The sequence below is a fragment of the Parafrankia sp. FMc2 genome (assembly GCF_041008525.1).
Lineage (GTDB): Bacteria > Actinomycetota > Actinomycetes > Frankiales > Frankiaceae > Parafrankia.
In genome coordinates, this window is record NZ_JBFLUG010000179.1 from 1 (window position 1) to 11694 (window position 11694).

10 protein-coding genes are annotated in these 11694 nt (G+C 73.0%); 6 read left to right on the forward strand and 4 right to left on the reverse strand.

The window, feature by feature from the left end; genetic code table 11:
• The 3 genes from AB1460_RS32470 to AB1460_RS32480 all read left to right on the forward strand — a co-directional run.
• Window positions 1-453, forward strand: a 453-nt coding sequence (locus AB1460_RS32470) for a transposase (RefSeq protein WP_368965970.1), incomplete at its 5' end; no start/stop codon positions are given.
• 147 nt (window positions 454-600) lie between these two features.
• On the forward strand, window positions 601-1308 hold the full coding sequence (locus AB1460_RS32475; protein ID WP_368965971.1) for a GntR family transcriptional regulator: 708 nt from the start codon (window positions 601-603) through the stop codon (window positions 1306-1308).
• A 247-nt stretch (window positions 1309-1555) separates the two neighbouring features.
• Entirely contained in the window at window positions 1556-2794 is a 1239-nt protein-coding gene (locus AB1460_RS32480) for a cytochrome P450 (protein WP_368965972.1), read from the forward strand.
• A gap of 40 nt (window positions 2795-2834) precedes the next feature.
• Here AB1460_RS32480 and AB1460_RS32485 read toward each other — a convergent pair whose 3' ends face one another.
• Window positions 2835-3224 carry a VOC family protein gene (locus AB1460_RS32485; RefSeq protein WP_368965974.1) on the reverse strand — a complete coding sequence of 130 codons (390 nt, stop codon included), beginning with the start codon at window positions 3222-3224 and terminating at the stop codon, window positions 2835-2837.
• Window positions 3225-3515: 291 nt separating this feature from the next.
• On the opposite strand from AB1460_RS32485, the gene AB1460_RS32490 reads away from it, so the two are divergent.
• The 3 genes from AB1460_RS32490 to AB1460_RS32500 are packed head-to-tail and all read left to right on the forward strand — an operon-like array spanning window position 3516 to window position 5205.
• A complete protein-coding gene (locus AB1460_RS32490; RefSeq protein WP_368965976.1) occupies window positions 3516-4523 on the forward strand; it encodes a hypothetical protein in 1008 nt (335 codons plus the stop codon).
• Between the two features lie 26 nt (window positions 4524-4549).
• Window positions 4550-4846: a hypothetical protein gene (locus AB1460_RS32495; RefSeq protein ID WP_368965977.1), complete on the forward strand. Its 297-nt coding sequence runs from the start codon at window positions 4550-4552 to the stop codon at window positions 4844-4846.
• A gap of 44 nt (window positions 4847-4890) precedes the next feature.
• Window positions 4891-5205: a WXG100 family type VII secretion target gene (locus AB1460_RS32500; protein ID WP_368965978.1), complete on the forward strand. Its 315-nt coding sequence runs from the start codon at window positions 4891-4893 to the stop codon at window positions 5203-5205.
• 66 nt (window positions 5206-5271) lie between these two features.
• Here the strand turns inward: AB1460_RS32500 and AB1460_RS32505 are convergent, their stop codons facing one another.
• The 3 genes from AB1460_RS32505 to AB1460_RS32515 all read right to left on the reverse strand — a co-directional run.
• The gene (locus tag AB1460_RS32505; RefSeq protein WP_368965980.1) at window positions 5272-9933 is read right to left on the reverse strand and encodes an FtsK/SpoIIIE domain-containing protein; all 4662 of its coding nucleotides are present in this window, start codon (window positions 9931-9933) and stop codon (window positions 5272-5274) included.
• Entirely contained in the window at window positions 9930-11309 is a 1380-nt protein-coding gene (locus tag AB1460_RS32510) for a hypothetical protein (protein ID WP_368965982.1), read from the reverse strand. The genes AB1460_RS32505 and AB1460_RS32510 overlap by 4 nt, the downstream gene beginning before the upstream one ends.
• Window positions 11302-11694, reverse strand: a 393-nt coding sequence (locus AB1460_RS32515; protein ID WP_368965983.1) for an RICIN domain-containing protein, incomplete at its 5' end; no start/stop codon positions are given. The genes AB1460_RS32515 and AB1460_RS32510, both read right to left, overlap by 8 nt.

Genomic DNA, 11694 nt, shown 5'->3' on the forward strand with positions numbered 1-11694 from the left:
AAGGACACCGACAAGCTGATCACCAGCCGGTTCCGGACCCATCCCCAGGCGGAGATCATCGAATCGCTGCCCGGGCTCGGGCCGATCCTCGGCGCCGAGTTCGTCGTGGCCACCGGTGGCACCCTGGGCGGGTTCGCCACCGCCGGACGGCTGGCGTCCTACGCCGGGCTCGTGCCCGTCGCCCGCGACTCCGGCCGCGTCAGCGGGAACCTGCGCCGCCCCAAGCGCTACAACCGCAGACTGCGGCGGGTGTTCTCCATGGCGGCCCTGTCCAGCATCCGCGCACCAGGACCGTCGAGGACCTTCTACGACCGCAAACGCCACGAGCGGCTGATCCACACCCAGGCCCTGCTCGCCCTCGCCCGCCGCCTCGTCGACGTCCTGTGGGCTCTGCTGCGTGACGGCCGCACGTTCACACCGACCGCGCCGCGACCCGCTACCGCGGCGGCTTGACACGGTCATTCAGATTCCCTTCGGTCGGTGCGGCCGCGGTCGTGCTGCGTCAGAACCTGAGCGTATGCTCACTTACCTCTGGACCGCAATCGCCAATTTTTGATTGTTGATTGCCCACCGGGACCGATGTCGACCACGATGGGCGATGTGGTGGCAGAAGCCGCGTTGCGGCGGACCAGGACGAGCGCTGCGGTCGTCGAGTACCTGCAGAAGGAGATCTTCGTCGGCAGCCTCCGTTACGGCGACCGCGTCGACGTCGAGCGGATCGGCGCGACCCTCGGGGTGAGCCCCACCCCTGTCCGTGAGGCCCTCGTGCTCCTCGAGCGGGACGGCCTGATCGCGACCCGCGTGCACCGGGTGGCGTTCGTCCAGCACTTCGACGCCCGCACGCTGCGCGCGGACTTCCACGTCCTGGGTCTGCTGGGCGGAGTCGCGGCGGCGCGGGTCGCGAAGGACCGTGACCCCGAGATCCTCGCCCGGCTCCAGCACCTGCTCCGGGCGCTGGACGACAGCGGCACCGACAGCGCGGACGGCGCTGGCGGCGGGCGCCTGCTGGATCTCGCGGCCGAGATCGTCCTGGTCCAGCACCGTGCGGGGGCCACCCCGCGCCTGCTTGCGGACCTCCGGGGAGCTGGCGGTTTCCTGGAATGGGCGGCGCGCCAGAGCGACCGGCGTCCCCCCGGGGAGATCATCGAGGCTCAGCGGCGGGTCATCGACGCCATCGTCGCCGGAGACCCGCGGAAGGCCTCGCGGGCCCGCCTGCAGGACACCCGCGCCGCGGCCGAACAGGTGATAGGCGAGCTGATCCGGCGTGGCGTGCTGCGCGCGGACGGCACCAACGCCGCCGCCGGCTGACGGGCCGGAGCGCCACCGTCCGGGAGACGCGGTACGCCGATGTCGCCGATGCCGATGCCGATGCCGATGTCGGCGATGTCGGTGTGCCCCTGATGTCGGTGGCGTCGGCGACGCGTGGCTCGGCGAGCAAGTACTCACTACATTGGACCGGAACGCTCGTGCGTTCGCCCGGGGACGGCCGGTGACTGGCTCGCGCCAGCAACCCGCCCGAACCGCACGGCTGCCATCGGTAGGAGCGTGAGGTGTGATGGAGACAGGGACCGCGGGTCCGGTGCTGATCGACGACGAGTGGGTCGAGAAACACTTCGACCACCTGTCACCCGACCTCGCGCGGGAGTTACACCCGACGCTCGCCCGGACCCGTTCCCGGTGCCCGGTGGCGCACAGCGACCAGCACGGAGGCTTCTGGGTGGTCACCCGGAAGGAGGACGTCCTCCGCGTCGCGCAGGACTGGAAGGCGTTCACCTCCGAACGCGGCATCACCGTGCCGTCGCCGCCGGGGCCGCCGATGAAGATCCTTCCCGTGACGGTCGACCCGCCGCTGCAGCGTGAGTTCCGGCAGCTGACGAACCCCTATTTCCGGCCCACGGTCGTCAAGGAGTGGGAGGAACCGACCCGCGCCGTGGTGAACCGTCTCATCGACGGTTTCACCGAGGACGGCAGCTGCGAGTTCATGGAGGCGTTCGCTCGGCCGTTCCCCGGCCTGACGTTCTTCGACCTGGCGCTGCACGCCCCCGCCGAGGATCTCGACGAGGTCAACGGGTACGCCATCATGGCCTCGCAGATGCACCGCCCAGAGGCCAGGGAGTGCCTGCTGAAACTGGCCGGCTGGATCGGCCGGTTCGTCGAGGAACGGCGCCGCCAGGGCCCGCGGGGAGACGTTGTCGACGCCGTGATGGCCGCACAGATCGAGGGTCGCCCGATCACTCCCGAGGAGGTGGTCGGAACCATTCAGCTGCTGGTCCTCGGCGGTCTCGAGACGACCGCCGGTGTCCTGGGCATGGCGATGCTGCGGCTCTGCGAGCATCCCGAGATCCTGACGGCGCTGCGGGAGCGACCGGAGCTGATTCCGAACGCCGTCGAGGAGTTCCTGCGGCTCGACGGATCCTTCGTGTGCATCGCCCGCACCGCTCGGAACGACACCGAGGTGGGCGGCCAGCTGATCCGGCAGGGCGAGAAGGTCCTCATGTACTGGGTCTCCGCCAACCGCGACGAGGCCGAGTTCGACAATCCCGACGTGTTCGACCTCGAGCGGGCCAGGAACGCGCATGTCGCCTTCGGCGCCGGGCCGCACCGCTGCGCCGGCTCCAACCTCGCGCGGATGAACCTGCGGGTCGCACTTGTGGAGATCGTCCGGCGACTGCACGACATCCAGCTGCGGCCGGGTGCCGATATCGGTTTCATGTCGACGTTCAATCGGGCGCCGGTGTCCGTCCCGCTTGTTTTCACTCCTGGGAAGCGGGTGTCCGCACCGACCTCCTCCTGATCGCGGCCAGCCGCTGGGGTTCGGGGGCGTTGTCCCGGGCTCAGGGGGTGCTCTCGACGACCTCGAGCGCGTTGCCGTCAGGGTCACGGAAGATCGCGAGGCGTACGCCGGAGCCAAGGTCGATGGGGCCGGTCAGCAGGTGCCCGCCACCCGCCAGGGCACGCTCCGTGATTCTTCCCAGGTCGGTGACGTGCATGGTGAGGTACCGAATACCGGTCGCGCCGATGAAGACGGCGGGTGGCTCGGTCACCGCCGGCGGTCGCACCGGAACCATGATCTTGATTGTCACCCCGGGGGCCTGGAGCGGATGGACGACTCCGGAACTCGAGGTGATCACCGGGAGCCGTTCGAGGTCGAAGACGGTGGCGAAGAAGTTCACGAGGGTCTCGTCGGTACTGACGAGACCGACCTCGACGCGCGACACGGTCACGTTGGCTCCCCTGATGGTCCTGCGGCTGACGATCGAACGGATACGTCGACGTCTCCTCGCGGTGGAACGGCTTCATGGTTACCGGCCAGCCGGCTGACACGTCAATGGTCGGCGGTCGGCCGGCTCGTTTCTGAGGTGGCAGGCCGGGAGAGGTGCTCCGGCTGTTTCGTCCGCAGTGCGCGAACCGCCGGTGGCAGGCGCCGCGTAGTAGTCGGTGGATCCGTTCCCACGGCGGACAGAACCACGCCGGACAGACCACGGCGGACAGACCACGGCGGACAAGGAGCCGGCATGGCCGACCTCGTTCTCGACTACGCGCTGCTGCACGACCTGGCAGGCAGCATCCGGACCCTGCGCGGCCAGGTCGAGACCGACATCGCCGTCGCCTCCAGCCGTTCCGTCGCGGGCAGCCGTGGTGAGGTCGACTCCGCGGCGGTCGGCGACGGCACGCTGTTCGCGGCGCTGAGTGCTTTCTACTCGACCTGCCACAAGCCGTTCAAGGACTCGATGGACCGGCTCAAGGAGCTCTCCGAGCTGCTCGACAGCGTCGCGAAGGCGTTCTTCGACGTGGACGCCGACTTCGCCAGCAAGGTGAAAACCGGGCGCCTGCAGGCCCAGGTCGGCCAGTGGCAGGCGCAGCAGCAGGCGTGGGACCAGTACCAGCGGATCAAGGACAAGGTCGTCACGTACCAGTACCACGACTCCAGGGGCGTGCTGCAGACGGCCACGATCCCGCTGTGGGGCGCCGACCGGCCTCCGCCCGCGAAGCCGGGTGCCGCGCCCACCAGCCTCGCCGGACCGGGCGGCGGTACGAAGACCGACGCGAAGGTCGACGCCAACGGCCGCCTGATCTCCGAGACGAGCACCGTGACGACCGCGAACGGGCTCACCTACAAGGAGACGACGACCTATACCTACGTCGACCGGAACGGTGACGGCAAGCCGGAGGTCGTCGACTACACGACCGCCATCACCCACTCCGACGGCACCGCCGAGGAGATCGCCCGCACGACGAAGCCCGACAACAGCTACGTGGTCACCAGCAGGACCAAGGAGGGGGTGACGACGACGAGCGTCACGCCCGGCGCCCACGGCGGCTACAGCAGCGTCACGACGACCCCGAAGGGTGAGACGACCACCGTCACGGTCGTCGCCAACCCGGACGGGACGGGGACGAAGACCGAGGTCGGCCCGAAGGGGACCGACGTCTACACGGGAAAGCCGGCGACGGGCCAGTGGACCCTGAAGTCCCACAAGGACCCCTACGACGAGCTGCCGATCACCATGGGCGGCGCCTGACCGCACCCCCTTTCCGAGGAGCCCGGATGGCCAACATCACGATCGACTACGCGAAGGTCACCGCTGTGGGGACGGCGCTGAACGCGGCTGTCACCGAGACCGTGCCGAAACTGACGTCCCTGCAGTCGGCGGTGTCGACCCTGCTCGGCAGCGAGGGCGGGCTGTGGCTGCAGAAGTCCAGCCCGGTGCTGAGCCAGCAGTACACCGACTTCAACACCTCGGTGACCGGCGCGGTGAACAACATCACCAGCTTCGCCCAGCAGTTCAACAACATCATCTCCCAGCTGCAGGCGATGGACCAGGCGATCAGCACCTCCAAGTGACCAGCCTTCCCCTGACCAGCCTTCCCCGTTGAGGACGGAGCCCCATGCCGGACATCAAGGTCGACTACAGCCAGGTCACCACGGTCGCCAGCCGGTTGACCACCGAAGGCGGCGAGATCAAGACCACCCTGACCCGGTTGCAGGGCCAGGTGACCGAGCTGCTGACCGGCACCGGCGGGCTCTGGCTGCAGCAGTCCAGCCCGGTGATGAGCGCGCAGTACACCGAGTTCAACGCGTCGCTGACCGCGGCGATCGAGAACCTGGGCAAGTTCGCCGAGAGCTTCAACATGATCGCGAACAACCTGCGGACCATGGACTCCCAGCTCGCCGCGCCCCCGCCGGCGGGCGGGGGTAAGTAGGACCGCGTACGCCCGGCCCGGTCGTCTCCCACGGCCGGGCGGGGGCGGGACCTGCGTCGGTGCTGCTCAGCGCAGGACGGTGTGCGGGATCGTGATGGTCCGCAGCATCCCCGCGGCGTCGGTGATGTGCCCGCGGCCGGGGCGGACACCGCCGCGCAGCAGGCTCGCGGGGATGCGGGTGCCGAGCAGGTCGCCCTCCAGCGAGGTCTGCGGCGCCAGCAGCACTCCCTGCCGGGAGCGCCGTGCCTCCCCGAGCCACCCGCTGATCGACTGGGAGAGCACCTCGCCGGTGCCCGCGTAGGCCAGGCCGATGCCGCGGTCCCGCCCGGACGCGACGATCTCCCGCAGCGGCGGGTCGAGCACGGAGTTGTAGCCGAACAGGTCCACGTCGTCGACGAGGACGACCGCCGGCCCCTCGACGGTGAGGGAGTCCATCCCGGCCAGGGTGACCTGGGGGTGTGCGGCGAGCCGCCGCAGCGGCGACTCGCGCGGGGTGACGACGACCAGCCGGGTGCCTCCGGCCAGCAGCGACACCGCCAGTGTCGCCAGCGCGTTGCTCCGCCCCGATCCCGGCGGGCCGGCGATGAGGAAGGTGTGGGCGCGCCCGGCGAAGTCGAGCAGCAGCGGCGCGGCCTCGTCCCCGCCGAGGCCGAGCAGTGCCCGCAGCGGTCGGCGCTCGGCCGGCGGGACCAGCTCGAACGCCTCCGCGAACGGCAGTGTCCCGGGCAGCGCGGCGACGCGGAACGGGCGGCGGGCGGCGGGTGTCTCCCGGTCCCGCGCGCCGGCCCGCGCCGCGATCCGGCGCAACGCCTCCGCCTGCGCCTGGCCCGCCGGGTCCGGGTCGAGCAGGGCGACCTGCAGCTCGGCCTGGTTCACCGCCCGCCACCCGCGCCCCGGCGGAATGTCCGCGGGGATCCGCTGTGGCGCCACCCGGATCGTGGTGTAGTCGGTGCGCTCGCCCATCCGCAGCAGGATGCGGTTGTCGTTCAGCGCCCCGGCGCGCCCCGCCAGCAGACCCCGGTCGGACGTCGCGACCACGTGCAGACCGACACCGGTGCCCTCGCGCAGCAGGGTGAGCAGGACGTCGTAGAGCTGGCCGCCGTCGTGCTCGGGCAGGGTGGCGGCGAGGGAGTCCCAGCCGTCGACGAGGAGCACCAGGTGCGCCGGGGCCGTCCCGTCCGGCATCGCGGCGCGCAGCTCCGTCAGGCCGGCGCAGGAGTACTCGCCGAGCAGTGTCTGCCGGCGGGCCAGCTCGGCCGCGAGGCGGTCGCAGAGCCGGCTGAGTCGTTCCAGGTCGGAGGCTGCCACGACGGCGCCGCAGTGCGGCAGCTCCGCGAGCACGGCGAGCGCGCCGCCGCTGGCGTCGACGCCGTACAGGTGGACGTCGGCGCAGCCGTGGGCGCGTGCCAGCGCCCCGGCGAGCGTGCGCAGCACCTGGGAGCGGCCGGAGCGCGGCGACCCGATGACGTACAGGTGGCCGAAGGTCGCGAGGTCGCAGACGACCGGTTGCTGCAGCTGAAGGGCCGGGATGTCCTCGACCGCGTACGGCACCGCCGCCGGCCCGGCCTGCCGCAGGAGGTCGTCGAGCAGGATCCGTCGCTCCAGGGCGGGCAGCCACGGGCTCGGCTGGGGCTGGTGGTCGGTCCGCTCGGCCGCGGCCCGGATGGTGTCCACGAGGACGTCCAGGTCGGTGGGGGCGAGGTCGTCCTCGCGGGGATCGCCCTCCTGCGGGCCGTCGGTCGCCTCCGTCGGCAGCGGCGACGGCCGGCCGAGCGCCGTCCACGGCAGGGCGGCGGCGGGCACGGCAGCTCCGTCAGTCGCATCCGCCAGAGCGGCGGTGCCGGCGGTGTCGGCGGTGTCGGCGCCCCTGGTGCCGACCGGCCGGGTGGTCGCGTCGACATCGGCGTCGGCGGACTGCTGGTAGGGCGCTCCGCAGTACGCGGTCTGGAACAGGACGGCAGACCGGTGCGCAAGCCGGGCCAGCGCCCGTCCGGCGGCGGTCGAGGGGATGAACGCCGCGTCCGGGGTGTCGATGACGTCCGAGCTCTCCATCGGGTCGGTGACCCGCAGCGCGATGCGCAGGTTGGTGTTGGCGCGGATGTCGCCGGTCACCACCCCGGCCGGCCGCTGCGTCGCGAGGACCAGGTGGATGCCGAGGGAACGGCCACGCTGGGCGAGGCTGACCAGACCCGGGATGAAGTCCGGCACCTCGCGGGCGAAGGTCGCGAACTCGTCGATGACCAGCAGCAGCCGGGGCAGCGCGGGAAGCCCCGGATCCCGGGACCGCAGGGACCGGTAGTGGACGATGTCCTTGGCCGCGGCCGCGGCGAGCAGCTCCTCGCGTCGGCGCAGCTCCGCGGCGAGCGACTCCAGCGCCCGGATGGCGAGTGCCGGGTCGAGGTCGGTGACCATCCCCAGGGTGTGCGGCAGCCGGGCGCAGCCGCGGAAGGCACTGCCGCCCTTGTAGTCGACCAGCACGAACACCATCTCGTCCGGCCGGTTGTGCGCGGCCAGCGAACCGACGAGCGTCTGCAGCAGCTCGGACTTGCCCGCCCCGGTGGTACCGGCGACGAGCGCGTGCGGCCCGTCGCGGACGAGGTCCAGCACGACCGGCCCGTCGAAGCCGACCCCGAGCGGGAACCGGACGGACGCCGGACGCACCTCCCACGCCCGGGCGATGACCGCCGGGTCAGGCGGCCCGAAGGCCCTCGGCCGGTCGGGTTCGGTGGGGCCGAGCAGGCCGAGAAGGTCGAGCAGGCGGACTCCGTCGGGCAACCCGTCCGCCGAGTCGGGGGTGATGTCGCGCAGCGGGGCGAGCGCCCGGGCGACCTGGTCGCACCAGTGCCGCGACACCAGGTCGGCGCGCACCCCGGGCAGTTCGGGGACGTCGCTCTGGCGCACCGTCAACCCGTCGCGGTCGCAGCGCACCACGCTCGTGCACTCCTCGGGCAGCAGCCGGACCTCGGCGTCCAGGCAGATGGCGAAGATCCGCACGGCGGGGCCGTCGGTCAGGATCTGGATCAGGCCGGGGACGTCCCGCAGCCGGCGCGCACCGTCGACGAACACGACGACGTCCGGCTGGGTGAACATCACGGTGCCCAGTGCCGAGCCGCGTGCCTTCTGCCGGGCCCGGATCTGGGCCTGCAGCTCCGCGATCCGGTGCGCGACCGTCTCCGGGTCGTTGCCGATCAGGACCGTCGGGCCGGCGCCGGGCGCGGCCTCGGCCGGGCGGGCATGCGGCAGCCAGCGCACCCACCCCCAGCTCTCCCGGCTCCCGGCGTCGGTCAGGACGACGACCCGCAGGTCACGCGGGCTGTGCAGGACGGCGCACTGGGCGAGCAGCCAGCAGGCGAGGGCGTGGGTGGTGACCCGCGCGCCGGCCACCCCGACGACCCCGCGGGCGGGCAGGTCGAGGGCGAGCGGCACCTCGGGCACGTTCCAGCGCAGGTGATGGTCGTGATCGTCGATGGCGGGGTCCTCCACCTCGATCAGGGACGGCTGGTCGATCGTGCCGACCCGCAGCAGCAGGTGATCCGGGTCGGTGCGGCGGCGCTCCCAGAGCCGGTGCCCGGGCCCGGTCGCGGTCAGGCCGAGCGCGGCCGGGTCGGGGGCGGCCGTACACCGTGCCAGCCGCTCGGCGCGGACCTCGGCGCGCAGATCGGCCTCGGCCCGCGCGCGGCGTTCCCGGTAGCGCTCGCGCTCCGACCGGTAGCGGCTGCGTCCGCTGCGCCGCTCCTGCTGCCAGTTGGCGAACGCGAGGACCGGGCTGAACGCCATGATGATCAGGAAGAAGTACGAGTGGAAGAACCAGACGAACGCCAGGCCCAGGAGCAGCGGCGCCAGCATGATGAGCAGCGGGATGGGCCGCCGCGTCGGCGGGGTCGGTGGAGCCGGGAACCGCTGGCGTGAGGTGAGCAGCCCCGGCACGATCCGCGGTGGCCGGTTGAAGTCGCGGCCGACGACGTCCTCGGCCGGGGTGACAGCCGCGTCGGCCGCGGACCGCTCGGCCAGGCGCAGCAGCAGCGGGCCGATCACCAGGTCCGACCCGACGTCCCACGGTGTGCAGCCGGCCCCGCCGGGGCCGAGCTCCGGCCAGACCGCGGGCTCGGGCGGGTCGGGGATCTCCCGGCGCTCCACGCGCAGCGCCGCGTGGTGGTCCTCGGTGAGCCGCAGTGTCGGCGGCTGCGGGACGGTCGTGCGCACCCCGGTCGGGGCGATCCCGGTCAGCCAGGTGTCCCCGGTGTGCCCGACATGCAGTACTGCCGCGCGGGGCGGGACGTCCGGGTCGACCAGCCGGATGGCGCAGCCCTGCGCCGCGCCGATGTCGTGGGCGCCGACCCCGACCCGCCACACCCGCCCCGAGCCGGGGCCGCCGACGACCCGCACCTCGAACCAGCGGGCGGCCGAGGCCTCCGGGGCCAGCGGTTCGATTCCCCGGGGCGGCGCGCCGAGCCCGATCCGCTGCCCGCCGAGGATCCCGCCGCCGCGGACCGTCGTCCGCGGGTCCAGCCGGCGCGGGCCGAGGAAGAAGTCGCCGGGCGGCTGCGCCAGAGCGGCGGCGAGGGCACCGACCGTGGTCTCCGGTCGCAGCCGCGTCACCACGTCACCGGTGGACGCGGCGCCGGTGGACGCGGCGCCGGTGGCGGCGCCGCCGGTGAGGTTCGCCGCCGGGCTGACGGTCAGGTCGTGAGCGTGCTCGACGGTGAGCAGCACCTCGTTCCCGGTCATGGCGCCGTTCCCGTCGATCCGGCGCCGGCCTCGATGGCCGGCCGGTCCCCGGACGCTGCCGTGGCGGCCGGCCCGGTGCCGTGGCGTACCGGCGCGCGCCCGGGTTCGGCCAGCGCACTGACATCCGCCATCGGTTGCGGCGCCGGCCGCACGGACGGTGGCTGCGCGGGCGGTCGCTGTACAGGTGGCGCCGGTACAGGTGGCGGCTGTGCGGGCGGTGGCTGTGCGGGCGGCTGCGGTACAGGCGGTCCCGGCACCGGGGTTGCGACCGCCGGTCGGGCGCCGTTCCGGCGTGCGCGCCGGGGCCTCTGCAGGGCGCGGGCGACTCCGCGTTCCAGCGGTCCGGCGTCCGCGTGCAGACCCAGTTCCGGTGCCGAGAGGCGGCCGAGGGGATCGAGGACCAGCCGCCAGCGCGGTCCCGGGTGCGGGCCCACCAGCAGCACCCGAAGGTCGGGCCGCCGTTCGACGACCTCGGCGAGACGTGCCAGTCCGCGGGGCCCCGGAGCGGGGCAGACCAGCAGCGTGAGGCTCTCCGGCCCGGCCGCCGGCAGGTCGAGGTGGTCGAGGTGGTCGAGTGCCTGGCCCAGCGGCAGGCCCCCGAATCCCGGCAGGATCGCGTCCACGACCACGAGCCGAGGGCCGCCCGCACCGCCTGCGTCGGCAGCCGGACGCATGGCGGCCGTGTCGACGGTGAGCCGGGCGGCGACCTGGGCCGCGATCGTGGCGACGAGGCGGCGGGCCGCGTCCGGCGGGCCTTCGACGGTCCCGATCGGGGGGAGCGCGGCCAGGTCCAGAAGCACCAGCGCTCCGCGCGTGCCGGGCAGCAGGCCGACGGCGACGGGACACGGCCAGCGGGCCGGATCACCGATCGGCTCGGCGGTGGCGGGACGGGGCGCACCCGGCCGGGGCGACGTCCGGATCCGCGCGGCCGGGTCCAGCCCTCGGCCCGCGAGGTGAACCCGCACCGAGCCGGTCCGCACGGTGGCCTGGAACGGCCAGACTGCAGTCCCGGCCGCGATGGCTGGCATCCCGGGCACGGTGATCGCGTCCGGACCGGTTGTCGGGGTGGCCTCGCCTCCCGCGGCGGTGCGTGCGGCTCCCACGGCGGTGAGCGCGGCTGCCGTGTCGGACGCGAGCGTCCGGTCGGCCAGCAGCGCGGCGATGTCGCGCACGTCCCGGCGGAAGCGGTGCCGCGCGGCTGCCAGCGCGGCCAGGTCGCGGAAGCCGCCGAGGAACTGGCGGCGGTGGCGGGCGAAGGTGCGCCGCCAGCCGCGGGTGCGGGAGAACCAGCGGGCGAACACCGCCACCAGGACGAGCGCTACGAGAGCGCTCAGCGCGATCAGGATCGTGGTCCGGTCGCGCAGCAGGTCAGCCACGGACCCACCGCTGGTAGGAGCCCCCGTTGCACGCCATGGTGTACAGGTTCCCGGCGGAGTTGCTGTCCAGGCACAGGCCGGTGGCGACGTCGGTCAGGGTGACCGAGCCGTAGCCGGCGTCGACCATCCGCCACTGCTGGTACGACCCGCCGTTACAGCCCAGGGTGTAGGCGTTCCCCGCGGAGTTGCTGTCCAGGCACAGGCCGGTCGCCTGGTCGGTGAGGACGACTGTGCCGTAGCCGAACACCCGCCACTGCTGGTACTGCCCGCCGTTGCAGGCCAGCGTGTAGCCGTTCCCGGCGCTGTTGCTGTCGAGGCAGAAACCGGTGGCGAGGTCGGTGAAGGTCGCCACGGCCGGCGGAGGCGGCGGAGGTGGGGGTGGTGG

Excerpts from the sequence above, each read along its gene's own strand:
- AB1460_RS32480 (WP_368965972.1), top strand. The coding sequence starts at position 1,556 with ATGGAGACAGGGACCGCGGGTCCGGTGCTGATCGACGACGAGTGGGTC.
- AB1460_RS32505 (WP_368965980.1), bottom strand. The coding sequence starts at position 9,933 with ATGACCGGGAACGAGGTGCTGCTCACCGTCGAGCACGCTCACGACCTG.
- AB1460_RS32490 (WP_368965976.1), top strand. The coding sequence starts at position 3,516 with ATGGCCGACCTCGTTCTCGACTACGCGCTGCTGCACGACCTGGCAGGC.
- AB1460_RS32495 (WP_368965977.1), top strand. The coding sequence starts at position 4,550 with ATGGCCAACATCACGATCGACTACGCGAAGGTCACCGCTGTGGGGACG.
- AB1460_RS32500 (WP_368965978.1), top strand. The coding sequence starts at position 4,891 with ATGCCGGACATCAAGGTCGACTACAGCCAGGTCACCACGGTCGCCAGC.